28 protein-coding genes are annotated in these 23,844 nt (G+C 61.9%); all 28 read left to right on the forward strand.

The window, feature by feature from the left end; translation table 11 throughout:
• Nucleotides 1-41: 41 nt before the first annotated feature.
• Nucleotides 42-416: a 50S ribosomal protein L7/L12 gene (rplL, locus tag ING15_RS06570; protein WP_206453987.1), complete on the forward strand. Its 375-nt coding sequence runs from the start codon at nt 42-44 to the stop codon at nt 414-416.
• A gap of 302 nt (nt 417-718) precedes the next feature.
• Complete coding sequence (gene rpoB / locus ING15_RS06575) at nt 719-4,891, forward strand: DNA-directed RNA polymerase subunit beta (RefSeq protein ID WP_206453988.1); 4,173 nt, start codon at nt 719-721, stop codon at nt 4,889-4,891.
• A gap of 137 nt (nt 4,892-5,028) precedes the next feature.
• The gene (gene rpoC, locus ING15_RS06580; protein WP_206453989.1) at nt 5,029-9,225 is read left to right on the forward strand and encodes a DNA-directed RNA polymerase subunit beta'; all 4,197 of its coding nucleotides are present in this window, start codon (nt 5,029-5,031) and stop codon (nt 9,223-9,225) included.
• Nucleotides 9,226-9,687: 462 nt separating this feature from the next.
• The gene (rpsL, locus tag ING15_RS06585) at nt 9,688-10,059 is read left to right on the forward strand and encodes a 30S ribosomal protein S12 (RefSeq protein WP_206453990.1); all 372 of its coding nucleotides are present in this window, start codon (nt 9,688-9,690) and stop codon (nt 10,057-10,059) included.
• A gap of 33 nt (nt 10,060-10,092) precedes the next feature.
• The gene (rpsG, locus tag ING15_RS06590) at nt 10,093-10,563 is read left to right on the forward strand and encodes a 30S ribosomal protein S7 (RefSeq protein ID WP_206453991.1); all 471 of its coding nucleotides are present in this window, start codon (nt 10,093-10,095) and stop codon (nt 10,561-10,563) included.
• Between the two features lie 30 nt (nt 10,564-10,593).
• On the forward strand, nt 10,594-12,684 hold the full coding sequence (gene fusA, locus ING15_RS06595) for an elongation factor G (RefSeq protein WP_206453992.1): 2,091 nt from the start codon (nt 10,594-10,596) through the stop codon (nt 12,682-12,684).
• A 63-nt stretch (nt 12,685-12,747) separates the two neighbouring features.
• Nucleotides 12,748-13,923 carry an elongation factor Tu gene (tuf, locus tag ING15_RS06600; protein WP_206453993.1) on the forward strand — a complete coding sequence of 392 codons (1,176 nt, stop codon included), beginning with the start codon at nt 12,748-12,750 and terminating at the stop codon, nt 13,921-13,923.
• A 163-nt stretch (nt 13,924-14,086) separates the two neighbouring features.
• The gene (gene rpsJ / locus ING15_RS06605) at nt 14,087-14,395 is read left to right on the forward strand and encodes a 30S ribosomal protein S10 (protein ID WP_007066362.1); all 309 of its coding nucleotides are present in this window, start codon (nt 14,087-14,089) and stop codon (nt 14,393-14,395) included.
• Between the two features lie 25 nt (nt 14,396-14,420).
• A complete protein-coding gene (gene rplC / locus ING15_RS06610) occupies nt 14,421-15,149 on the forward strand; it encodes a 50S ribosomal protein L3 (protein ID WP_206453994.1) in 729 nt (242 codons plus the stop codon).
• Nucleotides 15,149-15,769 carry a 50S ribosomal protein L4 gene (rplD, locus tag ING15_RS06615; RefSeq protein WP_206453995.1) on the forward strand — a complete coding sequence of 207 codons (621 nt, stop codon included), beginning with the start codon at nt 15,149-15,151 and terminating at the stop codon, nt 15,767-15,769. The genes rplC and rplD overlap by 1 nt, the downstream gene beginning before the upstream one ends.
• On the forward strand, nt 15,766-16,059 hold the full coding sequence (locus ING15_RS06620) for a 50S ribosomal protein L23 (protein ID WP_206453996.1): 294 nt from the start codon (nt 15,766-15,768) through the stop codon (nt 16,057-16,059). Before rplD ends, ING15_RS06620 begins: the two co-directional genes overlap by 4 nt.
• Nucleotides 16,060-16,082: 23 nt before the next feature.
• Entirely contained in the window at nt 16,083-16,919 is an 837-nt protein-coding gene (gene rplB, locus ING15_RS06625; protein WP_206453997.1) for a 50S ribosomal protein L2, read from the forward strand.
• Between the two features lie 12 nt (nt 16,920-16,931).
• Nucleotides 16,932-17,210, forward strand: a complete 279-nt coding sequence (gene rpsS / locus ING15_RS06630; RefSeq protein WP_206453998.1) for a 30S ribosomal protein S19 — start codon at nt 16,932-16,934, stop codon at nt 17,208-17,210.
• Between the two features lie 2 nt (nt 17,211-17,212).
• Nucleotides 17,213-17,602 (forward strand): 50S ribosomal protein L22, encoded by a 390-nt coding sequence (gene rplV, locus ING15_RS06635; RefSeq protein ID WP_206453999.1) that lies wholly within the window; start codon nt 17,213-17,215, stop codon nt 17,600-17,602.
• Nucleotides 17,602-18,306, forward strand: coding sequence for a 30S ribosomal protein S3 (gene rpsC, locus ING15_RS06640; RefSeq protein WP_206454000.1), 705 nt, complete (start codon nt 17,602-17,604; stop codon nt 18,304-18,306). Before rplV ends, rpsC begins: the two co-directional genes overlap by 1 nt.
• A gap of 26 nt (nt 18,307-18,332) precedes the next feature.
• Nucleotides 18,333-18,746 carry a 50S ribosomal protein L16 gene (gene rplP / locus ING15_RS06645; protein WP_206454001.1) on the forward strand — a complete coding sequence of 138 codons (414 nt, stop codon included), beginning with the start codon at nt 18,333-18,335 and terminating at the stop codon, nt 18,744-18,746.
• 12 nt (nt 18,747-18,758) lie between these two features.
• Nucleotides 18,759-18,959: a 50S ribosomal protein L29 gene (gene rpmC, locus ING15_RS06650; RefSeq protein WP_206454002.1), complete on the forward strand. Its 201-nt coding sequence runs from the start codon at nt 18,759-18,761 to the stop codon at nt 18,957-18,959.
• Between the two features lie 10 nt (nt 18,960-18,969).
• Nucleotides 18,970-19,218 carry a 30S ribosomal protein S17 gene (rpsQ, locus tag ING15_RS06655; protein WP_206454003.1) on the forward strand — a complete coding sequence of 83 codons (249 nt, stop codon included), beginning with the start codon at nt 18,970-18,972 and terminating at the stop codon, nt 19,216-19,218.
• 62 nt (nt 19,219-19,280) lie between these two features.
• Nucleotides 19,281-19,649 carry a 50S ribosomal protein L14 gene (gene rplN / locus ING15_RS06660; protein ID WP_206454004.1) on the forward strand — a complete coding sequence of 123 codons (369 nt, stop codon included), beginning with the start codon at nt 19,281-19,283 and terminating at the stop codon, nt 19,647-19,649.
• Between the two features lie 14 nt (nt 19,650-19,663).
• The gene (gene rplX / locus ING15_RS06665; RefSeq protein WP_206454005.1) at nt 19,664-19,978 is read left to right on the forward strand and encodes a 50S ribosomal protein L24; all 315 of its coding nucleotides are present in this window, start codon (nt 19,664-19,666) and stop codon (nt 19,976-19,978) included.
• The gene (rplE, locus tag ING15_RS06670; protein WP_206454006.1) at nt 19,971-20,534 is read left to right on the forward strand and encodes a 50S ribosomal protein L5; all 564 of its coding nucleotides are present in this window, start codon (nt 19,971-19,973) and stop codon (nt 20,532-20,534) included. Before rplX ends, rplE begins: the two co-directional genes overlap by 8 nt.
• 25 nt (nt 20,535-20,559) lie before the next feature.
• Nucleotides 20,560-20,865, forward strand: a complete 306-nt coding sequence (gene rpsN / locus ING15_RS06675) for a 30S ribosomal protein S14 (protein WP_206454007.1) — start codon at nt 20,560-20,562, stop codon at nt 20,863-20,865.
• 12 nt (nt 20,866-20,877) lie between these two features.
• Complete coding sequence (gene rpsH / locus ING15_RS06680) at nt 20,878-21,276, forward strand: 30S ribosomal protein S8 (protein WP_206454008.1); 399 nt, start codon at nt 20,878-20,880, stop codon at nt 21,274-21,276.
• 41 nt (nt 21,277-21,317) lie between these two features.
• Nucleotides 21,318-21,851, forward strand: a complete 534-nt coding sequence (gene rplF, locus ING15_RS06685; protein WP_206454009.1) for a 50S ribosomal protein L6 — start codon at nt 21,318-21,320, stop codon at nt 21,849-21,851.
• Nucleotides 21,852-21,859: 8 nt separating this feature from the next.
• Nucleotides 21,860-22,222, forward strand: a complete 363-nt coding sequence (gene rplR, locus ING15_RS06690) for a 50S ribosomal protein L18 (RefSeq protein ID WP_206454010.1) — start codon at nt 21,860-21,862, stop codon at nt 22,220-22,222.
• A gap of 116 nt (nt 22,223-22,338) precedes the next feature.
• The gene (gene rpsE, locus ING15_RS06695; RefSeq protein ID WP_206454011.1) at nt 22,339-22,893 is read left to right on the forward strand and encodes a 30S ribosomal protein S5; all 555 of its coding nucleotides are present in this window, start codon (nt 22,339-22,341) and stop codon (nt 22,891-22,893) included.
• 56 nt (nt 22,894-22,949) lie between these two features.
• Nucleotides 22,950-23,153 (forward strand): 50S ribosomal protein L30, encoded by a 204-nt coding sequence (gene rpmD / locus ING15_RS06700; RefSeq protein ID WP_206454012.1) that lies wholly within the window; start codon nt 22,950-22,952, stop codon nt 23,151-23,153.
• 115 nt (nt 23,154-23,268) lie between these two features.
• Nucleotides 23,269-23,736: a 50S ribosomal protein L15 gene (gene rplO / locus ING15_RS06705; protein ID WP_206454013.1), complete on the forward strand. Its 468-nt coding sequence runs from the start codon at nt 23,269-23,271 to the stop codon at nt 23,734-23,736.
• The last annotated feature ends 108 nt before the right edge of the window (nt 23,737-23,844 follow it).

Consider the following 23,844-nt stretch of genomic DNA (forward strand, 5'->3'; position numbering starts at 1 on the left):
TCGCTGCTCAAACCAAAGTTCGAATCTGAAGGAATACAAACATGGCTGATCTCGCCAAGATCGTTGAAGACCTGTCGAGCCTGACCGTCCTCGAGGCGGCGGAACTCTCGAAGATGCTGGAAGAAAAGTGGGGCGTTTCCGCAGCGGCTCCTGTCGCGGTTGCCGCTGCTGGCGGCGGTGCTCCGGCTGAAGCCGCTGAAGAGCAGACCGAGTTCAACGTGATCCTCGTCGCCGCTGGCGCGCAGAAGATCAACGTCATCAAGGAAGTCCGCGCGATCACGGGCCTTGGCCTGAAGGAAGCTAAGGACCTTGTCGACAACGCGCCGAAGCCGGTCAAGGAAGCGGTCGACAAGGCCGAGTCCGAGAAGCTCAAGGAGCAGCTCGAAAAGGCTGGCGCCACGGTCGAAGTCAAGTAATCGCGGGTCATTCCGCGCTTGCGTACCAATATCCGGCGGGCGGGACGGCATTTTGCCGTTCCGCCTTCCGTGCTCGCGCCATGGCGAGCCGGGCGGACGGCGGTCCGAACCGAACGAGGCCGGAACTGGAGTGACGTGACGCGCGCGTGTTCAGACGGCTCATAGAACCGTTTGGAGACGCGGGCCTTTCGCCCGGCAGATCTGTCAGCCGCACCGGCCCTTTGGCCCGCGGTACCTCTCGACGGAGAGGGAAGAGAATTCAAGCCCTTTGGTCAAGGGCGTTGTCACGAGAAGGAGCGACGATGTCTCAAACGACGACGTTTAGCGGTCGCAGGCGGGTACGCAAATTCTTCGGGTCGATCCCCGAAGTCGCCGAGATGCCAAACCTGATCGAGGTCCAGAAGGCCTCCTATGATCAGTTTCTGATGGTCGACGAGCCGCAAGGCGGCCGTCTCGACGAGGGATTGCAGGCCGTCTTCAAGTCGGTTTTCCCGATTTCAGACTTCTCGGGCCAGGCGATGCTGGAGTTCGTCAAGTACGAATTCGAGGCACCGAAATTCGATGTCGAGGAGTGCCGTCAGCGCGATCTGACCTACGCCGCGCCGCTCAAGGTGACGCTGCGCCTCATCGTGTTCGATATCGACGAGGACACCGGCTCCAAATCGGTCAAGGACATCAAGGAGCAGGACGTCTACATGGGCGACATGCCGCTCATGACGTCCAACGGCACCTTCGTCGTGAACGGCACCGAGCGGGTGATCGTCTCGCAGATGCACCGTTCGCCGGGTGTGTTCTTCGATCACGACAAGGGCAAGAGCCACTCCTCCGGTAAGCTGCTGTTCGCTGCCCGCGTCATCCCCTACCGCGGCTCCTGGCTCGACATCGAGTTCGATGCCAAGGATGTCGTCCATGCGCGCATCGACCGTCGCCGCAAGATTCCGGTGACGAGCCTACTCATGGCGCTCGGCATGGATGGCGAGGAGATTCTGTCGACCTTCTACAACACGGTGAAGTTCGAAAAGGACAAGAATGGCTGGCGCGTACCGTTCTCGGTGGAGCGCGTTCGCGGCCAGGGTGCGGTCGTCGACCTCATCGATGCAGACAGTGGCGAGGTTCTGGTCGAGGCCGGCAAGAAGGTGACGGCCCGCCAGGCCCGCCAGATGCAGGAAAAGGGCGTCAAGGCTCTGCGCGCGAGCGAGGAGGATCTTGCAGGGTCCTACATCGCCGAGGATATCGTCAATCCCGAGACAGGCGAGGTGTATCTCGAGGCGGGTGACGAGCTGGAGATCACCGTCGACGCCAAGACCGGCGAGCGCAAGGGCAATCTGATCGACCTGATCGCCGCCGGTTACGACGAGATCACCGTTCTCGACATCGATCACGTCAATGTCGGCGGTTACATCCGCAATACGCTGGCGGTCGACAAGAACGAAGGCCGTCAGGACGCGCTGTTCGACATCTACCGGGTGATGCGTCCCGGCGAGCCGCCGACGATCGAGACCGCAGAAGCGATGTTCAACTCGCTGTTCTTCGACGGCGAGCGCTACGATCTGTCGGCCGTCGGCCGCGTCAAGATGAACATGCGTCTCGACGTCGACGCCGAAGATACCGTGCGCGTGCTGCGCAAGGAGGACATACTCGCCGTGGTCAAGACCCTCGTCGATCTTCGGGACGGCAAGGGTGAGATCGACGATATCGACAATCTGGGCAACCGTCGGGTGCGTTCGGTCGGCGAGCTCATGGAGAACCAGTATCGCGTCGGCTTGCTGCGCATGGAACGCGCGATCAAGGAGCGTATGAGCTCGGTCGAGATCGACACGGTGATGCCGCAGGATCTGATCAACGCCAAGCCGGCCGCCGCGGCCGTGCGCGAGTTCTTCGGTTCCTCGCAGCTGTCGCAGTTCATGGATCAGACAAACCCGCTGTCGGAGATCACCCACAAGCGGCGCCTCTCGGCGCTTGGACCGGGCGGTCTGACGCGCGAGCGCGCCGGCTTCGAGGTGCGTGACGTGCATCCGACCCATTACGGCCGGATCTGCCCGATTGAGACGCCGGAAGGCCCGAATATCGGCCTGATCAACTCGCTCGCCACGTTCGCGCGGGTGAACAAATACGGCTTCATCGAGAGCCCGTATCGCAAGGTCATTGACGGCATCGTCACCCATGATGTCGTGTATCTGTCGGCGATGGAGGAATCCAAGCATCACGTTGCCCAGGCAAACGCCGTCCTGACCGACGACAGCCGGTTCCAGAACGAGTTCGTCGTCTGCCGCCATTCGGGCGACGTCTTCATGACGCCACGTGACAATGTCGATCTAATGGACGTTTCGCCGAAGCAGCTGGTTTCGGTCGCAGCGGCGCTGATTCCGTTCCTCGAGAACGATGACGCCAACCGCGCTCTGATGGGTTCGAACATGCAGCGCCAGGCGGTGCCGCTGGTCCGCGCCGAAGCGCCGTTCGTCGGCACCGGTATGGAATCGATTGTCGCCCGCGATTCGGGCGCGGCCATCGGCGCGCGCCGCACTGGCGTCGTCGATCAGGTCGACGCCACGCGTATCGTTATACGCGCGACGGAGGATCTTCAGGCCGGCAAGTCCGGTGTCGACATCTACCGTCTGATGAAGTTCCAGCGTTCGAACCAGAACACCTGCATAAACCAGCGTCCGTTGGTGGCGGTCGGTGACCGGGTCGAAAAGGGCGATATCATTGCCGACGGTCCGTCGACCGATCTCGGCGATCTGGCGCTGGGGCGGAACGTGCTCGTCGCGTTCATGCCGTGGAACGGCTACAACTATGAGGATTCGATCCTCCTGTCGGAGCGCATCGTCGCCGACGACGTCTTCACCTCGATTCATATCGAGGAGTTCGAGGTCATGGCGCGCGACACCAAGCTGGGACCGGAAGAGATTACCCGCGACATTCCGAACGTGTCGGAAGAAGCGCTTAAGAATCTCGACGAGGCCGGCATCGTCTATATCGGGGCGGAGGTTCAGCCGGGCGACATTCTAGTCGGCAAGATCACGCCGAAGGGCGAAAGCCCGATGACGCCGGAGGAAAAGCTCCTGCGCGCTATTTTCGGCGAGAAGGCGTCTGACGTCCGCGACACCTCCAACCGGATGCCTCCGGGCGCCTATGGCACCGTAGTCGAGGTCCGGGTGTTCAATCGTCACGGCGTCGAGAAGGACGAGCGCGCCATGGCGATCGAGCGCGAGGAGATCGAGCGGCTTGCCAAGGATCGCGACGACGAACAGGCGATTCTCGACCGCAACGTCTATGGCCGCCTGATCGAGATGCTGGATGGAAAGTCCGTTATTGCTGGTCCGAAAGGCTTCAAGAAGGGCGCGACCGTCTCTGCCGAGGTCATGAACGAATATCCCCGTTCGCAGTGGTGGATGTTTGCGGTGGAGGAAGAGAAGCTGCAGGCGGAACTGGAGGATCTGCGCAACGTTTATGACGAGGCGAAGACCACCCTCGAGCAGCGCTTCATGGATAAGGTCGAGAAGGTGCAGCGCGGCGACGAGTTGCCCCCCGGCGTCATGAAGCAGGTAAAGGTCTTCGTTGCCGTCAAGCGCAAGATCCAGCCGGGCGACAAGATGGCCGGACGGCACGGCAACAAGGGCGTGGTGTCGCGCATCCTGCCGGTCGAGGACATGCCGTTCAACGAGGATGGCACGCATGTCGACATCGTGCTCAACCCGTTGGGTGTACCGTCACGCATGAATGTCGGGCAAATCCTGGAGACGCATCTTGGCTGGGCCTGTTCGGGCATGGGCAAGAAGATCGGCGATATGCTCGAAGCCTACAACCAGTCCCATGACGTCTCGCCGCTGCGCGACGAGATTGCAGGTCTGCTGGGCGACAACGACCGCAACGAGAAGGTCAAGGACTACGATGACGCAGGCGTCATCACCCTGGCCAAACAGATGACCCGCGGCGTGTCGATCGCGACGCCGGTCTTCGATGGCGCGGTCGAGCATGACATCGTCGAAATGCTGGAAAAAGCGGGGCTCAACGGCTCGGGCCAGGTGACGCTCTATGACGGACGCACCGGCGAGGCCTTCGATCGGCAAGTGACGGTCGGCTACATCTACATGCTGAAGCTGCACCACCTGGTGGACGACAAGATCCACGCCCGCTCGATCGGTCCGTACTCGCTTGTGACCCAGCAGCCGCTGGGCGGAAAGGCCCAGTTCGGTGGTCAGCGCTTCGGCGAGATGGAGGTCTGGGCCCTCGAGGCGTATGGCGCCGCCTATACGCTGCAGGAGATGCTGACGGTCAAGTCGGACGATGTCGCGGGCCGTACCAAGGTCTACGAGTCGATCGTGCGCGGTGATGACGCCTTCGAGTCCGGCATTCCCGAGAGCTTCAACGTGCTCGTCAAGGAAATGCGCTCGCTCGGCCTCGACGTCGATCTGGCCAACTCGGCCGCCGAGTTGCCGGCACCGGCCGAAGGACTGCCCGACGCGGCCGAGTAGACGCAACGCGAAAACAGGCCGCACACGTTGCGGCCCGGATCGGCGCCAGACAGGCGCCGATCTTCGACGATTGAAAGATTTCAGCGGCCGGTCATACCGCCGCGACGCGGGGTTCTGCCCCAAGAAGGAGAAAGCGCATGAACCAAGAGGTCATGAACATCTTCAATCCGCAGGTGGCTGCGCAGACGTTCGATTCCATCCGCATCTCGCTCGCGTCGCCTGAGAAAATCCTCTCCTGGTCCTTCGGCGAGATCAAGAAGCCGGAAACGATCAATTACCGTACGTTCAAGCCTGAACGGGACGGTCTGTTCTGCGCGCGCATCTTCGGGCCGATCAAGGATTACGAGTGCTTGTGCGGCAAGTACAAGCGGATGAAGTACAAGGGCATCATCTGCGAGAAGTGCGGCGTCGAGGTGACCCTGTCGCGCGTTCGCCGCGAGCGCATGGGCCATATCGAGCTCGCCGCGCCGGTTGCCCACATCTGGTTCCTGAAGTCGCTGCCGTCGCGCATCGGCACGCTGCTCGACATGACGCTCAAGGACATCGAGCGGGTTCTCTATTTCGAGAACTACATCGTCACCGAGCCGGGCCTGACCTCTTTGAAGGAGCATCAGCTCCTGTCGGAGGAGGAATATATGATCGCCGTCGACGAGTTCGGCGAGGATTCCTTCACTGCGATGATTGGCGCCGAGGCGATCCAGGATCTGCTCGCGGGCATGGATCTTGAAACGATTGCCGGCAATCTGCGCGAGGAGCTGGCGACGACCACTTCCGAGCTCAAGACCAAGAAGCTGATGAAACGGCTGAAGATCGTCGAGAACTTCCTCGATTCCGGCAACAAGCCGGAATGGATGATCATGAGCGTCGTACCGGTGATCCCGCCGGATTTGCGCCCGCTCGTCCCGCTGGACGGCGGTCGTTTCGCGACGTCCGACCTCAACGACCTGTATCGCCGCGTCATCAACCGGAACAACCGCCTCAAGCGGCTGATCGAACTGCGTGCGCCCGGCATCATCATCCGCAATGAGAAGCGGATGTTGCAGGAAGCCGTCGACGCGTTGTTCGACAACGGCCGCCGCGGTCGCGTCATCACCGGCGCCAACAAGCGTCCGTTGAAGTCGCTGTCCGACATGCTCAAGGGCAAGCAGGGCCGGTTCCGGCAGAACCTGCTCGGCAAGCGCGTCGACTATTCCGGCCGCTCGGTCATCGTTACCGGTCCGGAGCTGAAGCTGCATCAGTGCGGCCTGCCGAAGAAGATGGCACTGGAGCTGTTCAAGCCGTTCATCTATGCGCGTCTCGACGCCAAGGGTTTCTCCTCGACCGTCAAGCAGGCCAAGAAGCTGGTCGAGAAGGAGCGTCCGGAAGTCTGGGATATCCTCGATGAGGTCATCCGCGAGCATCCGGTGCTCCTGAATCGCGCTCCGACCCTGCACCGTCTCGGCATCCAGGCCTTCGAGCCGGTGCTGATCGAGGGCAAGGCGATCCAGTTGCATCCGCTCGTCTGTACGGCCTTCAACGCCGATTTCGACGGCGACCAGATGGCCGTGCATGTTCCGTTGTCGATCGAGGCGCAGCTGGAAGCGCGCGTCCTCATGATGTCGACCAACAACATCCTGCATCCGGCGAACGGAGCGCCGATCATCGTGCCGTCGCAGGACATGGTGCTCGGACTCTACTACCTTTCGATCATGAACGAGAACGAGCCGGGGCAGGGGATGGCCTTCTCCGACATCGGCGAACTCGAGCATGCGATCGCCGCTAAGTCGGTCACTTTGCACAGCAAGGTCAAGGGCCGCTTCAAGACAGTGGACGCGGACGGCAATCCGATCTCGAAGATCTACGAGACTACGCCGGGCCGCATGCTCATCGGCGAGTTGCTGCCGAAGAACGCCGCGATCCCGTTCGACATCTGCAACGAATTGATGACCAAGAAGACCATCTCCAAGATGATCGACCAGGTTTACCGCCACTGCGGTCAGAAGGAGACGGTGATCTTCTGCGACCAGATCATGCAGCTCGGGTTCCGCCATGCTTGTACGGCGGGCATTTCGTTCGGCAAGGACGACATGCTGATCCCAGACACCAAACCGAAGATGATCGGCGAGACGCAGGCGCTCGCCAAGGAATACGAGCAGCAGTACAATGACGGGCTGATCACCCAGGGCGAGAAGTACAACAAGGTCGTCGACGCCTGGGCGAAGTGCACCGACAAGATCGCCGACGAGATGATGGCCCGCATCAAGGCGATCGAGTTCGACGATAATGGCCGGCAGAAGCCGATGAACTCGATCTACATGATGTCGCACTCCGGCGCCCGCGGGTCTCCGACCCAGATGCGTCAGCTGGCGGCGATGCGCGGCCTGATGACCAAACCGTCCGGCGAGATCATCGAGACGCCGATCATCTCGAACTTCAAGGAAGGTCTGACCGTGCTCGAGTACTTCAACTCGACCCACGGTGCCCGTAAGGGGCTGGCCGACACGGCGCTGAAGACCGCCAATTCGGGTTATCTCACCCGTCGTCTCGTCGACGTGGCGCAAGACTGCATCATCACGCAGGTCGATTGCGGCACGAAGAATGGTCTGACAATGCAGCCGATCGTCGACGCCGGTCAGGTCGTTGCATCGATCGGCCAGCGTGTCCTCGGCCGGACTGCGCTCGAGGATATCCTGCATCCGCTGACCGGGGAGGTCATCGTCAAGGGTGGCGCGACGATTGAGGAGGCCGACGTCGAGATCATCGAGAAGGCCAGCATCCAGTCGATCAACATTCGCTCGGCACTGACCTGCGAGATCCGCACCGGCATTTGCGCCACCTGCTACGGGCGCGATCTTGCCCGCGGCACGCCCGTCAACATGGGCGAGGCCGTCGGCGTCATTGCCGCGCAGTCGATCGGCGAGCCGGGCACCCAGCTCACCATGCGGACCTTCCACATGGGCGGGACTGCGCAGGTGGTCGATTCCTCGTTCCTGGAAGCGTCCTACGAGGGCACGGTGGCGATCCGCAACCGCAACGTGGTGCGGAATTCCGATGGTCGTCTGGTGGCGATGGGTCGTAATATGGCGATCCTCATCCTCGACCAAGCGGGCAAGGAGCGTGCGTCGCACCGCGTCACCTACGGCAGCCGCATCTTCGTCGACGACGGCGATACGGTCCGCCGCGGCCAGCGCATCGCCGAATGGGACCCGTACACCCGTCCGGTGCTGACCGAACTCGAGGGCACGGTCGACTTCGAGGATATGGTGGAAGGCATCTCGGTGTCCGAGCAGGCCGACGAGTCGACCGGCATCACCAAGCGAGCGGTCATCGACTGGCGGGCAAGCCCGCGCGGTCAGGACCTGAAGCCGGCGATCGTGGTGCGTGGCAAGGATGGCGAGATCCTCAAGCTGGCACGCGGTTCCGATGCCCGCTACTTCCAGTCGGTCGATGCGATCCTGTCGGTCGAGCCGGGCGCCACCGTGAAGGCCGGCGACGTCCTGTCGCGTATTCCGATGGAAAGCGCGAAGACCAAGGACATCACCGGTGGTCTGCCGCGGGTGGCCGAACTGTTCGAGGCCCGCAAGCCGAAGGACAACGCGGTGATCGCCGAAATCGACGGCACGGTGAAGTTCGGGCGCGACTACAAGAACAAACGCCGGATCATCATCGAGCCGCACGAGGAGGACGGCGAGCCGATGGAGTACCTGATCCCGAAGGGCAAGCCGTTCCATCTTCAGGAAGGCGACGTCATCGAGAAGGGCGACTACATCCTCGACGGTAACCCGGCACCGCACGACATCCTGGCAATCCGCGGCGTGGAGGCGCTGGCGTCCTACCTTGTCAACGAGATCCAGGAGGTCTACCGGCTGCAGGGCGTGTTGATCAACGACAAGCACATCGAGGTCATCGTCCGGCAGATGCTGCAGAAGGTGGAAATCGTCGAGTCCGGCGATTCGGGCTACATTCCGGGTGACAATGTCGACCGGATCGAGCTGGCGGAACTCAACGAGCGTCTGGAAGAAGAAGGCAAGAAGCCAGCATCGGGCAATCCTGTCCTCCTCGGCATCACCAAGGCCTCGCTGCAGACGCCGTCCTTCATCTCCGCCGCCTCCTTCCAGGAGACGACGCGAGTGCTGACCGAAGCGGCGGTCGCCGGCAAAACCGATACGCTGCAAGGTCTGAAGGAGAACGTCATCGTCGGCCGTCTGATCCCGGCGGGCACCGGTGGCATGATGACCCAGGTACGCCGCATCGCCACCTCGCGCGACGACCTCATCCTCGAGGATCGCCGCAAGGCCGCCAACAAGGCCGAGACCGATCGCATGCTGACCTCGATTACGGACGCGGCCGAATAGGCCTCGGTCGTTTGAGGAAGCACAAAATCGAAAGGCCGCCTCCGGGCGGCCTTTCGCCGTTCAGAACCGCTGTTTCGGAGGTCGCACGCGCCTTGCAGGCCGGTCGCGGCACGGCGACGACGAGCCATGGGGATCGCCGCCGGGTGTGGCTCGCGAACTCCTTCGGTTCCGGGGTTGACGGGTCCGGGGAGAATCGTTAAGTACCCCCCAACAGAGCCGATGTGAGGCCGAATCTTCCCAAGGACGCCGCGTCCGGGATCAAGCGCTTCAAACAAGGCTTCGTTCAACGAGACGTCACATCGCTGGATGCAAGACCGCTAAAGCGGTCCTCTGCTTCGTTCCGGGCAGTCCACTCTCAAGTGGATCGATCGCCCGGCTTCGCGCATGGAGAGTTGCTCTTCGCTTTGCGTGGCGCGACGTTTTGTGTCGAACCTGAGTTTTGGAAGAAGAGGGAAGGTTGGAATGCCGACCATCAACCAATTGGTCCGGAAGCCGCGCGTTCGCCCTGTCGAGCGCAATACGGTTCCGGCGCTCGAGGCCAACCCGCAAAAGCGCGGTGTGTGTACCCGTGTTTACACGACCACGCCGAAGAAGCCGAACTCGGCGCTTCGTAAGGTTGCCAAGGTTCGCCTCGTCAACGGTTACGAAGTCATCGGCTACATTCCGGGCGAAGGCCATAACCTTCAGGAGCACTCCGTGGTGATGATCCGCGGCGGGCGCGTGAAGGATCTTCCGGGTGTTCGCTACCACATCATCCGCGGCGTGCTCGACACGCAGGGCGTCAAGAACCGGAAGCAGCGTCGTTCGAAGTACGGCGCGAAGCGTCCGAAGTAAGCCCCAACGCCGATCAGTTGAAGAGACGATAGTATGTCCCGCCGCCATAGAGCCGAAAAGCGTGAAATCAATCCGGACCCCAAGTTCGGTGATCTCATCGTGTCGAAGTTCATGAACGCTGTCATGTATGATGGCAAGAAGTCGGTCGCCGAACGCATCGTCTACGGCGCGTTCGACACGGTCCACGAGAAGACCCGCCAGGACGCGGTCGCAATCTTCCATCAGGCGCTTGAGAACATCTCGCCGCATGTGGAGGTTCGCTCCCGTCGGGTCGGCGGTGCGACCTATCAGGTTCCGGTCGACGTTCGTCCTGAGCGTCGTCAGGCGCTGGCGATCCGCTGGCTGATCACCGCCGCGCGTGGCCGCAACGAGACGACGATGGTCGATCGTCTCTCGGGTGAGCTCATGGACGCGGCCAATAACCGCGGTACGGCCGTGAAGAAGCGCGAAGACACGCACCGCATGGCGGAAGCGAACCGCGCCTTCTCGCACTACCGCTGGTAATTCAAGTTTCTGCCCGAAAGGCGACGCCCGATGGCACGCGACTATAAAATCGAAGACTATCGCAATTTCGGCATCATGGCTCACATCGATGCCGGCAAGACGACGACGACCGAGCGGATTCTGTTCTATACCGGCAAGTCCCACAAGATCGGCGAAGTGCACGATGGTGCCGCGACGATGGACTGGATGGAACAGGAGCAGGAGCGCGGCATCACCATTACGTCCGCCGCGACCACCACATTCTGGGAAGGGCGCGACGGCAAGAAGCGCCGCTTCAACATCATCGACACGCCGGGCCACGTTGATTTCACCATTGAAGTCGAGCGCAGCTTGCGCGTTCTTGATGGCGCGATCGCGCTTCTCGACGCCAACGCCGGTGTCGAGCCGCAGACCGAGACGGTCTGGCGCCAGGCGGACAAGTATCAGGTTCCGCGCATGATCTTCGTCAACAAGATGGACAAGACCGGCGCCGATTTCTTTCGTTGTGTGGAGATGATCAAGTCGCGTCTCGGCGCGCGTCCGATCGTCGTGCAACTGCCGATCGGTGCGGAGACGGAGCTCAAGGGTGTCATCGATCTCATCGAGATGAAGGCGCTTGTCTGGCGCGACGAAAATCTCGGCGCGCAGTGGGACGTCGTTGAGATCCCGGCCGATATGCTTGCCCAGGCTGAAGAATATCGCGAAGCGATGATCGAAGCGGCAGTCGAACTCGACGAAAGCGCCATGGAGCGTTACCTCGAAGGCGAGATACCCAGCAGCGAGGAAATCCGCAAACTGATCCGCAAGGGTACCTGCGACGTCTGGTTTACGCCAGTTCTCTGCGGTTCGGCGTTCAAGAACAAGGGCGTTCAGCCGCTGCTCGACGCGGTGGTCGATTTCCTGCCGTCGCCGATCGAAGTGAAACCGATCAAGGGCATCGACCCGAAGACCGATGCCGAGGTGGTTCGCAAGTCGTCCGACGACGAGCCGCTGTCGATGCTGGCCTTCAAGATTATGAACGATCCGTTCGTCGGGTCGCTCACCTTCGCTCGCATCTACTCGGGCGTTCTGACCAAGGGCACCTCGCTCCAGAACACCGTGAAGGAGAAGAAGGAGCGCATCGGCCGCATGCTGCAGATGCACTCCAACTCCCGCGAAGACATCGAGGAGGCCTATGCCGGCGACATCGTCGCACTGGCCGGCCTCAAGGACACGACGACGGGTGACACGCTCTGCGATCCGCTGAAGCCGGTCATCCTGGAGCGGATGGAATTTCCCGATCCGGTCATCGAGATCGCGATCGAGCCGAAGACCAAGGCCGACCAGGAAAAGATGGGCCTTGCGCTCAACCGACTGGCTGCCGAGGATCCGTCCTTCCGGGTCAAGACCGACGAAGAATCCGGCCAGACGATTATCGCCGGCATGGGCGAGCTTCATCTCGACATTCTCGTCGATCGCATGAAGCGGGAGTTCAAGGTCGAGGCCAATATCGGTGCGCCGCAGGTGGCTTATCGCGAGACGATCACGCGCAAGGCCGAGGTGGACTACACGCACAAGAAGCAGACCGGTGGTACCGGCCAGTTCGCACGCGTCAAGATGACGTTCGAACCGGCCGAGATCGGCGAGGGCTTCAGCTTCGAGTCGAAAATCGTCGGTGGTGCTGTTCCGAAAGAATACATCCCCGGCGTGCAGAAGGGCATCGTTTCGGTGCTGACATCGGGCCCGCTCGCGGGCTTCCCGATGGTAGACATCAAGGCGCTGCTTCTCGATGGCGCTTTCCACGATGTTGACTCGTCGGTGCTGGCTTTCGAGATCGCGGCGAGAGCCGGTTTCCGCGAGGCGATCCAGAAGGCTGGGCCACGGCTTCTCGAGCCGGTGATGAAGGTCGAAGTTGTGACGCCGGAAGATTATGTCGGTGATGTCATCGGCGATTTGAATTCGCGTCGCGGGCAGATCCAGGGAACCGAGCCGCGCGGTATCGCGCAAGTCGTGAACGCCATGGTGCCGCTCGCCAACATGTTCGGATATGTGAACCAGCTGCGCTCGATGTCCCAGGGCCGTGCCCAGTACACGATGCAATTCGATCACTACGAGCAGGTGCCGAACCAGGTCGCGGACGAGATTCAGAAGAAGTACGCCTGACCGCGTTTCCATTCGAAACGATATTCGGCTCGCTGAGCCAAGACTAGACAACGGAGTGGCAAGATGGCCAAGAGCAAATTTGAGCGCAACAAGCCGCATGTGAACATCGGGACGATTGGTCACGTTGATCACGGCAAGACGTCGTTGACGGCGGCGATCACGAAGTATTTCGGCGAGTTCCGCGCGTATGACCAGATCGACGCGGCACCGGAGGAGAAGGCGCGCGGGATCACGATCTCGACGGCGCATGTGGAGTACGAGACGGAAGCGCGGCATTACGCGCATGTCGACTGCCCGGGCCATGCCGACTACGTGAAGAACATGATCACCGGTGCGGCGCAGATGGACGGCGCGATCCTGGTGGTTTCGGCGGCGGACGGCCCGATGCCGCAGACCCGCGAGCACATTCTTCTGGCGCGCCAGGTTGGTGTTCCAGCGATCGTGGTGTTCTTGAACAAGGTCGACCAGGTTGACGACGAGGAGCTTCTGGAACTGGTCGAGCTTGAGGTTCGCGAGCTTCTGTCGTCCTACGACTTCCCGGGCGACGACATCCCGATCATCAAGGGCTCGGCGCTGGCTGCGTTGGAGGATTCTGACAAGACGATCGGCGAGGACGCGGTTCGCGAGCTGATGAAGCAGGTCGACACCTACATCCCGACGCCGGCGCGTCCGATCGACCAGCCGTTTTTGATGCCGATCGAGGACGTGTTTTCGATTTCGGGTCGCGGCACGGTGGTGACGGGGCGTGTGGAGCGCGGCGTGGTGAAGGTCGGCGAGGAAGTCGAGATCGTCGGCATCCGCGACACCAAGAAGACGACGGTGACGGGCGTGGAGATGTTCCGCAAGCTTCTGGACCAGGGCCAGGCGGGCGACAACATCGGTGCGCTGATCCGCGGCGTCGACCGCGAGGGCGTCGAGCGCGGCCAGGTTCTGTGCAAGCCGGGTTCGGTGAAGCCGCACACGCGGTTCATGGCCGAGGCGTACATCCTGACCAAGGAGGAGGGCGGTCGCCACACGCCGTTCTTCACCAACTACCGGCCGCAGTTTTATTTCCGCACGACGGATGTGACCGGTGTGTGCACGCTTCCCGAGGGCACCGAGATGGTGATGCCGGGCGACAACGTGACGATGGACGTGACGCTGATCGTGCCGATCGCGATGGAAGAGAAGCTGCGCTTCGCCATCCGTGAAGGCGGCCGTACCGTCGGCGCCGGCATCGTCGCCTCGATCGTCGAGTAAGATATGACTAGGCGGGGGCGTCGCGGCAGGATTGAGTGACGCGCCCGCTGCTTTGCCCGCAGGGGCGAGCGGGGCATGCCTCGCGCCACATTGGCTGCTTTGAGAAGACAAGCGCTCGGAAAGCGCCGCCGCGCCGGTGGTCTCCGACGAGAGGACGAATGAAATGAACGGCCAGAATATCCGTATCCGCCTCAAGGCGTTCGATCACCGGGTTCTCGATGCGTCGACCCGGGAGATCGTGTCGACCGCCAAGCGTACCGGCGCGAACGTGCGGGGGCCGATCCCGCTGCCGACGCGGATCGAAAAGTTCACCGTCAACCGCTCGCCGCACATCGACAAAAAGTCGCGCGAGCAGTTCGAAATGCGCACCCACAAGCGGCTGCTCGACATTGTCGATCCGACGCCGCAGACGGTCGACGCGCTCATGAAACTCGACCTCGCCGCTGGCGTCGATGTCGAGATCAAGCTCTGATCCGAGCACGGGAAGGATAACGCCCATGCGTTCAGGTGTGATAGCCCAGAAGGTCGGCATGACCCGCGTCTACAATGACGTCGGCGAACATGTTCCGGTTACCGTTCTGAAGGTCGAAAATCTCCAGGTCGTCGCTCAGCGGACCAAGGAAAAGAACGGCTATACCGCCGTTCAGGTCGGCGCTGGCCTCGCCAAGGTCAAGAACACGTCGAAGCCGATGCGCGGCGTGTTCGCCCAGGCTTCCGTCGAACCGAAGCGCAAACTCGCCGAGTTTCGCGTCTCGGACGACAACATGATCGATGTCGGCGCCGAGATCACGGCCGAGCACTTCGTGCCCGGGCAGATGGTCGACGTGACCGGGACATCGATCGGTAAGGGTTTCGCCGGCGCGATGAAGCGCCACAATTTCGGGGGACTTCGCGCCACCCACGGCGTCTCGGTCTCGCACCGCTCGCACGGTTCGACCGGTCAGCGTCAGGATCCGGGCAAGGTCTTCAAGAACAAGAAGATGGCCGGGCACATGGGACAGGTTCGTGTCACAACGCAAAACCTCGAAGTGGTCCGCACCGATCTCGACAAGGGTCTGATCCTGATCCGCGGCGCGGTTCCGGGTTCGAAAGGCGGCTGGATCGAAATTCGCGATGCCGTCAAGGCTTCGCTGCCCGACAACGCACCGAAGCCGGCCGCGCTGCGTTCGGCCGCCGACAATGGCGCCGCCGCGGAAACCGCGGACGCTTCCGAGGGAGCGGAATAATGGACATTACGATCAAGAGCCTCGACGGCAAAGACGCCGGGACGGTTACGCTGGCGGACGAGATCTTCGGCCTCGAGCCTCGCGAGGACATCCTGCAGCGGATGGTGCGCTGGCAGTTGGCCAAGCGCCAGCAGGGCACGCATCAGACGCTTGGCCGCGCCGAGATCGCGCGCACTGGTGCCAAGCTGTATCGTCAGAAGGGAACAGGTCGAGCCCGTCACGGTTCGGCGCGCGCGCCGCAGTTCCGCGGCGGCGGCAAGGCCCACGGTCCGACCTCCCGCAGTCATGCTCATGACCTTCCCAAGAAGGTTCGGGCGCTGGCTCTCAAGCACGCGCTTTCGGCCAAGGCGAAATCCGGCGGTCTGATCGTCGTCGACGAGCTGAAGTCGTCGGAAGCCAAGACCAAGGCGATGATCAAGAGCTTCGCCGGTCTCGGACTGGCCAACGCGCTGATCATCGATGGCGCAGAGCTGGACACGAATTTCTCGCGCTCGGCCCGGAACATTCCGCATATCGACGTGCTGCCGGTCCAGGGCATCAACGTCTACGACATTCTCCGCCGCCAGACGCTGGTTCTGTCGAAGGCTGCGGTCGAGGCTCTAGAGGAGCGGTTCAAGTGAGCGACCTTCGCCATTACGACGTCATCACGAGCCCGGTGATCACCGAGAAGTCGACGCTTCTGTCGGAGTCCAACCAGGTGGTCTTCAACGTACCGAAGACGGCGACCAAGCCGGACATCAAGGCGGCTGTCGAGGCGCTGTTCGGGGTGAAGGTCACCGCCGTTAACACGCTGGTCCGCAAGGGCAAGGTCAAGCGCTTCCGCGGTCGTACCGGCCGTCAGAGCGATCAGAAAAAAGCCGTCGTGACGCTGGCCGAAGGCCAGTCCATCGACGTCTCGACCGGTCTTTGATCGGGACCGGAGGAGCTTAGGCAATGGCACTAAAGAATTTCAAACCGAACACGCCGAGCCAGCGCCAGCTGGTCATCGTCGACCGCTCGGGTCTGTGGAAGGGCAAGCCTGTCAAGCAGCTCACGGAAGGGCTGACTCAGAAGGGTGGACGCAACAACACCGGTCGCGTTACCGCGCGCTATCAAGGTGGTGGTCACAAGCGCACCTACCGCATGATCGACTTCAAGCGCCGCAAGCTCGACATGTGGGCGACGGTCGAGCGGATCGAGTATGATCCGAACCGTACCGCGTTCATCGCGCTGATCAAGTATGAGGACGGGCAGGTCGCCTACATCCTGGCGCCGCAGCGACTTGCCGCGGGCGATAAGGTGATCGCCGGGCTCTCGGGCATCGACGTCAAGCCGGGTAATGCGATGCCGCTCTCGGCGATGCCGGTTGGGACCATCGTCCACAATGTCGAGATGAAGCCGGAAAAGGGCGGTCAGATCGCTCGCTCGGCGGGGTCCTACGCTCAGCTGGTCGGCCGCGATGCCGGTCTGGCAATCCTTCGCCTGAATTCGGGCGAGCAGCGGCTGGTGCCGTCGTCGTGCTTTGCCACGGTGGGCGCTGTGTCCAACCCGGATCATTCGAACATCAACCTCGGTAAGGCTGGTCGTTCGCGCTGGCTGGGTCGCCGTCCGCATGTCCGCGGTGTCGCCATGAACCCCGTCGACCACCCCCATGGTGGTGGTGAAGGCCGCACGTCCGGTGGTCGCCATCCGGTGTCGCCCTGGGGCAAGCCGACGAAGGGCAAGCGGACCCGCCAGAACAAAGCGACCGACAAGTTCATCATGCGCTCGCGTCATCAGCGTAAGAAGTAAGAGGATTTTTTCATGACACGTTCCGTCTGGAAGGGTCCGTTCGTCGATGGCTACCTTCTCAAGAAAGCCGAGAAGGGGCGCGCGAGCGGCCGCAACGATGTGATCAAGATCTGGAGCCGTCGTTCGACGATCCTGCCGCAGTTCGTCGGCCAGACCTTCGGGGTCTACAATGGGTCCAAGCACATTCCGGTGTCGGTGAACGAGGACATGGTCGGGCACAAGTTCGGCGAGTTTGCTCCGACCCGGACCTATTATGGCCACGGCGCCGACAAGAAGGCGAAGAGGAAATAACGATGGGCAAGGCCAAAGCCGAACGTCGGCTGAAGGATAACGAGGCGAAGGCTGTTGCCCGGACGATCCGTGTCAGCCCACAGAAGCTTAATCTCGTCGCGCAGCTGATCCGCGGCAAGAAGGTCGGCGCCGCGCTGGCGGACCTGACCTTCTCGCGCAAGCGGATTGCCGAGACGGTGAAGAAGACGCTGGAAAGCGCCATCGCCAATGCCGAGAACAATCATGATCTCGACGTCGATTCGCTGGTCGTCGCAGAAGCCTATGTAGGCAAGTCGATCACGATGAAGCGTTTCCATGCCCGCGGTCGCGGTCGGGCGAGCCGGGTCGAGAAGCCGTTCTCGCATCTGACGATCGTCGTGCGCGAGATCGCCGAACTCGAGGAGGCCGCGTAATGGGTCAGAAAATCAATCCGACCGGCTTTCGGCTCGGCATCAACCGCACCTGGGATTCGCGCTGGTTTGCCAACACCGGCGAATATGGCCAGTTGCTGCACGAGGATCTGAAGATTCGCCGCTATCTGCTCGAAGAGCTGAAGCAGGCCGCGGTCTCCAAGATCGTCATCGAGCGTCCGCACAAGAAGTGCCGGATTACGATCCACTCGGCGCGTCCGGGAATCGTCATCGGCAAGAAGGGCGCGGATATCGAGAAGCTTCGCAAAAAGCTCGCCTCGATGACCAACGCCGAGACGCACATCAACATCGTCGAGGTGCGCAAGCCCGAGACGGATGCGACCCTGGTTGCGCAGTCGATTGCCCAGCAGCTGGAGCGCCGGGTGGCGTTCCGCCGCGCCATGAAGCGCGCCGTGCAGTCGGCGATGCGCCTCGGCGCCGAGGGCATCCGCATCAATTGCGGCGGCCGTCTCGGCGGCGCGGAGATCGCGCGGACGGAGTGGTATCGCGAGGGCCGTGTGCCGCTGCACACGCTGCGCGCCGACATCGACTATGGCACCGCCGAGGCGAAGACCGCCTATGGCATTTGCGGCGTCAAGGTCTGGATCTTTAAGGGCGAGATTCTCGAGCACGATCCGATGGCCTCCGAACGCCGGCAGATCGAGGGCGACAGTCAAGGTGGCGGTCGTCGCCGCGAACATGCCTGAGCGTTCAGAATTCGGAGTGAACTAAGATGCTGCAGCCAAAGCGCACTAAGTACCGGAAGGCGTTCAAGGGACGCATTCATGGTACCGCAAAGGGCGGAACCGGCCTGAACTTCGGTGCCTTCGGCCTGAAGGCGATGGAACCGGAGCGGGTGACCGCTCGCCAGATCGAGGCGGCGCGCCGCGCGATCACCCGACAGATGAAGCGCCAGGGGCGCGTGTGGATCCGGATTTTCCCGGATCTGCCGGTGACCTCGAAGCCGACTGAAGTTCGCATGGGTAAGGGTAAGGGCTCCGTCGACTATTGGGCGGCGCGCGTTCATCCTGGCCGCGTGGTCTTCGAGATCGACGGGGTCGATGAAGTGACTGCCCGCGAGGCGCTACGCCTCGGTGCGGCAAAGCTGCCGATCCGCACGCGCTTTATCCAGCGCATTGCCGAGTAAGGAGAGTTTGAAGTGAAAGCTTCCGACGTCAAAGCGATGACCCAGGACGAACTCACCGATGAGCTCGGCAAGCTGAAGAAGGAGCAGTTCAACCTGCGCTTCCAGCGTGCCACGGGTCAGCTCGAGAATACCGCCCGCGTGCGCCAGGTGCGCCGCGATATCGCGCGCATCAAGACGATTTCTCGCCATAAGGCGGGCGAGGCCAAGGCCTGAGGACGGAACTATGCCGAAACGCATCCTGCAGGGGACTGTGGTCTCCGACAAGAACGAAAAGACAGTGGTCGTGCTGGTGGAGCGTCGCTTCACCCATCCGCTGTTCAAGAAGACCGTGCGCCGGTCGAAGAAGTACAAGGCGCACGATGAGAACAATCAGTGCAAGGTCGGCGACATGGTCTCTATCGAGGAGACCCGGCCGATCTCGAAGGACAAGAGCTGGATCGTCGTTTCTAACGGCGTGGCAGCAGCCAGTTGATGGATTGGCCGGGACGGTGCGGTTCGGCACGTCCCGGCAGCAAGTTTTGAAGGCGGCCTGACATGATTCAGATGCAAACAAACCTCGACGTCGCGGATAATTCCGGCGCCCGTCGTGTCATGTGCATCAAGGTGCTGGGCGGCTCGAAGCGGAAATATGCTTCGGTGGGCGACATCATTGTCGTTTCCGTCAAGGAGGCCATTCCGCGCGGCCGCGTGAAAAAGGGCGATGTGATGAAGGCCGTGGTGGTGCGTACCGCCAAGGACATCCGCCGCGCTGACGGCTCGGTCATCCGGTTCGACCGGAACGCCGCCGTCATCATCGACAACAAGAAAGAGCCGCTTGGCACGCGTATCTTCGGACCGGTTCCGCGCGAGCTTCGCGCCAAGAGCCACATGAAGATCGTCTCCCTGGCCCCCGAAGTTCTTTAAGAGGAGAGCGGACGATGCAGAAGATCCGCAAGGGCGACAATGTCGTCGTGCTCGCCGGCAAGGACAAGGGCCGGTCGGGTGAAGTGATTCAGATGATGCCGAAAGAGGGGCGGGCACTGGTACGCGGGGTCAATATGATCAAGCGCCATCAACGCCAGTCCGCTTCCCAGGAAGCCGGTATCATCACAAAGGAAGCCCCGATCCAATTGTCGAACATCGCGGTCGCCGACCCGAAGGACGGCAAGGCGACGCGCGTGGGCTTCAAGACCCTCGACGACGGCACGAAGGTGCGTGTCGCGAAGCGCTCGGGAGAGCAGATCAATGGCTGATACGGAAACCGCTTACGTGCCGCGTCTCAAGCGCGTCTATCGCGAAGAGGTCCGCAAGGCGATGCAGGAACAGTTCTCGTACAAGAACGAGATGCAGGTTCCCCGCGTCGACAAGATCGTGATCAACATGGGTGTCGGTGAAGCCACCGCCGATTCCAAGAAGCCGACGGTGGCGGCCGAGGATCTGGCAAGGATCGCCGGTCAGAAGCCGGTCATCACGCACGCCCGCAACTCGATCGCCGGATTCAAGGTCCGCGAGGGCATGCCGATCGGCGCGAAGGTCACGCTTCGCAAGGATAAAATGTACGAGTTCATGGATCGGCTGGTCCAGATCGCGCTGCCGCGCGTTCGCGACTTCCGCGGCCTGAACCCGAAGAGCTTTGACGGTCGCGGCAATTTCGCGATGGGCGTCAAGGAGCACATCGTGTTCCCCGAGATCAACTACGACAAGGTCGATCAGATGTGGGGCATGGACATCATCGTCTGTACGACGGCGAAGACCGACGAGGAAGCGCGAGCGCTTTTGAAGGCGTTCAACTTCCCCTTCCGCCAGTAACGGCAGACGAGCAAAGGACGAGACAATGGCCAAAAAGGGCATGATCGAGCAGAACAACCGGCGCATGAAACTGGTGGCGAAATACGCCGCCAAGCGCGCCGCTCTGAAGGCGATCACCAAGAATGCCGACGCTCCCATGGAGGAGCGTTTTCAGGCGCAGCTCCAACTCGCGGAACTTCCGCGCAACGGCTCGAAGGTACGTATCCGCAATCGCTGCGAGGTGACGGGCCGTCCGCGCGCCTATTATCGCAAGCTGAAGATGAGCCGCATCGCGCTCCGGGAACTTGGCAACAATGGCCAGATCCCCGGTATCGTGAAGTCGAGCTGGTAAGGAGGTAGCGACATGTCACTGTCTGATCCGCTCGGCGATATGCTGACCCGCATCCGTAACGCGATCATGCGCAACAAGACGACGGTTTCCACGCCGGCGTCGAAACTGCGCGGTCGAGTCCTCGATGTCCTGAAGGACGAGGGCTACATTCGCGGCTACACCCAGACCGAATTCGAGAACGGCAAGTCCGACTTCGAAATCGAGTTGAAATATTACGACAATGGCCCGGTCATTCGCGAGATCGCTCGCGTATCCAAGCCCGGTCGTCGGGTCTACGTTTCGGCGAAGACCATCCCGCAGGTCGCCAATGGTCTCGGCATCTCAGTCCTTTCGACTCCGAAGGGCGTTATGGCCGATCACAGCGCCCGCGAACAAAATGTCGGCGGCGAGGTGCTCTGCCGCGTCTTCTGACGCGGCAGCCTCAACCCGCAACGAACGGACAGGGTATCGAAATGTCTCGTATTGGTAAGAAGCCGGTCGCCGTGCCCGAGGGCGTCACCGCCTCCGTTGATGGGCAGATGGTCAAGGCTAAGGGACCGAAGGGCGAATTGTCCTTCGTCGTCAATGAAGAAGTGCTGGTCAAGATGGAGGACGGCGCTGTGGCCGTCGATCCGCGCGACAATTCCAAGGATGCGCGCTCCAAGTGGGGCATGTCGCGGACAATGATCGCGAACATCCTCAACGGCGTGAAGACGGGCTTTGAAAAGAAGCTCGAAATCAACGGCGTCGGCTATCGCGCGTCGCTGCAAGGCAAGAATCTCCAGTTGGCTCTGGGCTTTTCGCACGACGTGCTCTATCCGGTGCCTGAAGGCATTCAGATTGTCGTACCCAAGCCGACGGAAATCGTCATTTCGGGTATCGATCGGCAGCAGGTCGGCCAGGTCGCGGCTGAAATCCGTGGCTATCGCGGCCCAGAGCCCTACAAGGGCAAGGGCGTGAAATACGCGAACGAGACGATCGTTCGCAAAGAAGGCAAGAAGAAGTAGGGCTCGTTATGGCTACCTTGAAGGCAAACCTGCGACGCCGGGCTTCGCGCATCCGCCGCTCGCTGAAGAAGGTGGCGAACGGTCGTCCGCGGCTGTCCGTCCACCGCTCTTCGAAGAATATCTACGCGCAGATCATCGACGACGCGGCGGGCCGTACGCTCGCTTCGGCCTCGACGCTCGAGCCGTCGCTGCGTTCGGAACTGAAGACCGGTGCCGATACCGCCGCGGCTGCGGCGGTCGGCAAGCTCGTCGCCGATCGTGCAAAGGAAGCGGGCGTGACCGACGTCGTGTTCGATCGCGGCTCGTTCATCTACCACGGTCGCGTGAAGGCGCTGGCCGATTCGGCGCGCGAGGGCGGCCTCAACTTCTGAAGCCTGCTCGGTCCGCCCGGACGTTTTCGTTGGGGTGGATCGTATGACCGTTCGACGGCCGCTCGATGCGGCCGTCTTTTCAAAAGACGCCTCCGGAAAAGAATAAGGAACAGGATATGGCGCCTCGTAACGACAGACGTGACGACCGCGATGACGGTTTCGTCGACAAGCTCGTCCACATCAACCGCGTCGCCAAGGTGGTGAAGGGCGGCCGCAGATTCGGTTTTGCCGCGCTCGTGGTCGTCGGCGATCTGAAGGGCCGGGTCGGCTTTGGTCACGGCAAGGCGCGTGAAGTGCCGGAAGCGATCCGCAAGGCGACGGAAGCCGCCAAGCGCGATCTGATCTTCGTACCGCTGCGCGACGCTCGTACGCTGCATCATGACGTGACCGGCCGCCACGGTGCCGGCAAGGTCATTCTGCGCGCCGCCGAGGCCGGTACCGGTATCATCGCCGGTGGTCCGATGCGCGCCGTGTTCGAAGCGGTCGGCATGCATGACGTGGTCGCCAAGTCGCTGGGATCGTCGAACCCCTACAACATGGTTCGCGCCACCTTCGACGGGCTGAAGAACGCCACCCATCCCAAGGATGTCGCGTCGCGTCGGGGTATCAAATATTCGACCCTTCAGGCCCGCCGCCGGGAAGTCATCGGCGCTCAGGCCGCCGAAGATTGATTGGAAGCGGGAGCCTCTGTGGAGGTTCTCGCGCTTTTGACTGAAGGAGCCAATCGATGGCCGAAAGCAAACTCGCAGCCAACACGGTCACCGTCGAGCAGACCGGCAGTCCGGTCCGCCGCCCTGGTGCGCAGCGCCAGACACTGGTCGGTCTGGGCTTGAACAAGATGCACCGCCGCCGCACGCTGGAGGATACTCCGGCGGTGCGCGGCATGATCGCCAAGGTCGCTCACCTCGTGCGCGTGGTCGAAGAGGCCTGATGAGCGCTGCGGAGCAAAGAGCTTCGCGCGATCGAGGAGCCAAACCCCTTTTGCCAGAACCTCGACCGTACGCATCGCATCGCGTTGCCGGGGTCGATGTTCCAGGAGAAACAACATGAAACTCAACGAGATTTCCGACAAGGAAGGCGCCACCCACTCGCGCCAGCGCGTCGGTCGTGGAATCGGCTCGGGACGCGGCAAGACCGGTGGTCGCGGCGTCAAGGGTCAGAAGTCCCGGTCGGGCGTTGCCATCAACGGGTTCGAGGGCGGTCAGATGCCGCTCTTCCGGCGTCTGCCGAAGCGTGGTTTCACGAATATTTTCGCCAAGAGCTTCACCGTGGTCTCGGTCGGCCGCATCCAGCAGGCGATCGACGCCGGCAAGCTGGACGGCAAAGATACGATTGACGTCGCGGCTTTGAAGGCGGCAGGCATTGTTCGTCGGGCCAAGGACGGTGTCCGTCTGCTGGGCGACGGCGAACTGTCGGCGAAGGTCTCGATCACGGTTGCCGGCGCGTCCAAGTCGGCGGTTGAAAAGGTCGAGAAAGCGGGCGGTTCGGTGACGACGGCGGGTGCGGGGGCTTAATCGCCCGGCTTGCACACGCCCTCTTCGCCGTTTATCTCTCGTGCTTCCTCGGGGGAGAGATTTATTCTCCCCGCTCGAGTGAGACGGGCCGCGCGCAACCGTCTTTCT

The organism is Aurantimonas marina (genome assembly GCF_017183135.1).
Classification (GTDB): domain Bacteria; phylum Pseudomonadota; class Alphaproteobacteria; order Rhizobiales; family Rhizobiaceae; genus Aurantimonas; species Aurantimonas marina.

What these genes read in the sequence shown, in the direction of transcription:
- rplL (WP_206453987.1), top strand. Translation starts at nt 42, where the DNA reads ATGGCTGATCTCGCCAAGATCGTTGAAGACCTGTCGAGCCTGACCGTC.
- rpoB (WP_206453988.1), top strand. Translation starts at nt 719, where the DNA reads ATGTCTCAAACGACGACGTTTAGCGGTCGCAGGCGGGTACGCAAATTC.
- rpoC (WP_206453989.1), top strand. Translation starts at nt 5,029, where the DNA reads ATGAACCAAGAGGTCATGAACATCTTCAATCCGCAGGTGGCTGCGCAG.
- rpsL (WP_206453990.1), top strand. Translation starts at nt 9,688, where the DNA reads ATGCCGACCATCAACCAATTGGTCCGGAAGCCGCGCGTTCGCCCTGTC.
- rpsG (WP_206453991.1), top strand. Translation starts at nt 10,093, where the DNA reads ATGTCCCGCCGCCATAGAGCCGAAAAGCGTGAAATCAATCCGGACCCC.
- fusA (WP_206453992.1), top strand. Translation starts at nt 10,594, where the DNA reads ATGGCACGCGACTATAAAATCGAAGACTATCGCAATTTCGGCATCATG.
- tuf (WP_206453993.1), top strand. Translation starts at nt 12,748, where the DNA reads ATGGCCAAGAGCAAATTTGAGCGCAACAAGCCGCATGTGAACATCGGG.
- rpsJ (WP_007066362.1), top strand. Translation starts at nt 14,087, where the DNA reads ATGAACGGCCAGAATATCCGTATCCGCCTCAAGGCGTTCGATCACCGG.
- rplC (WP_206453994.1), top strand. Translation starts at nt 14,421, where the DNA reads ATGCGTTCAGGTGTGATAGCCCAGAAGGTCGGCATGACCCGCGTCTAC.
- rplD (WP_206453995.1), top strand. Translation starts at nt 15,149, where the DNA reads ATGGACATTACGATCAAGAGCCTCGACGGCAAAGACGCCGGGACGGTT.
- rplB (WP_206453997.1), top strand. Translation starts at nt 16,083, where the DNA reads ATGGCACTAAAGAATTTCAAACCGAACACGCCGAGCCAGCGCCAGCTG.
- rpsS (WP_206453998.1), top strand. Translation starts at nt 16,932, where the DNA reads ATGACACGTTCCGTCTGGAAGGGTCCGTTCGTCGATGGCTACCTTCTC.
- rplV (WP_206453999.1), top strand. Translation starts at nt 17,213, where the DNA reads ATGGGCAAGGCCAAAGCCGAACGTCGGCTGAAGGATAACGAGGCGAAG.
- rpsC (WP_206454000.1), top strand. Translation starts at nt 17,602, where the DNA reads ATGGGTCAGAAAATCAATCCGACCGGCTTTCGGCTCGGCATCAACCGC.
- rplP (WP_206454001.1), top strand. Translation starts at nt 18,333, where the DNA reads ATGCTGCAGCCAAAGCGCACTAAGTACCGGAAGGCGTTCAAGGGACGC.
- rpsQ (WP_206454003.1), top strand. Translation starts at nt 18,970, where the DNA reads ATGCCGAAACGCATCCTGCAGGGGACTGTGGTCTCCGACAAGAACGAA.
- rplN (WP_206454004.1), top strand. Translation starts at nt 19,281, where the DNA reads ATGATTCAGATGCAAACAAACCTCGACGTCGCGGATAATTCCGGCGCC.
- rplX (WP_206454005.1), top strand. Translation starts at nt 19,664, where the DNA reads ATGCAGAAGATCCGCAAGGGCGACAATGTCGTCGTGCTCGCCGGCAAG.
- rplE (WP_206454006.1), top strand. Translation starts at nt 19,971, where the DNA reads ATGGCTGATACGGAAACCGCTTACGTGCCGCGTCTCAAGCGCGTCTAT.
- rpsN (WP_206454007.1), top strand. Translation starts at nt 20,560, where the DNA reads ATGGCCAAAAAGGGCATGATCGAGCAGAACAACCGGCGCATGAAACTG.
- rpsH (WP_206454008.1), top strand. Translation starts at nt 20,878, where the DNA reads ATGTCACTGTCTGATCCGCTCGGCGATATGCTGACCCGCATCCGTAAC.
- rplF (WP_206454009.1), top strand. Translation starts at nt 21,318, where the DNA reads ATGTCTCGTATTGGTAAGAAGCCGGTCGCCGTGCCCGAGGGCGTCACC.
- rplR (WP_206454010.1), top strand. Translation starts at nt 21,860, where the DNA reads ATGGCTACCTTGAAGGCAAACCTGCGACGCCGGGCTTCGCGCATCCGC.
- rpsE (WP_206454011.1), top strand. Translation starts at nt 22,339, where the DNA reads ATGGCGCCTCGTAACGACAGACGTGACGACCGCGATGACGGTTTCGTC.
- rpmD (WP_206454012.1), top strand. Translation starts at nt 22,950, where the DNA reads ATGGCCGAAAGCAAACTCGCAGCCAACACGGTCACCGTCGAGCAGACC.
- rplO (WP_206454013.1), top strand. Translation starts at nt 23,269, where the DNA reads ATGAAACTCAACGAGATTTCCGACAAGGAAGGCGCCACCCACTCGCGC.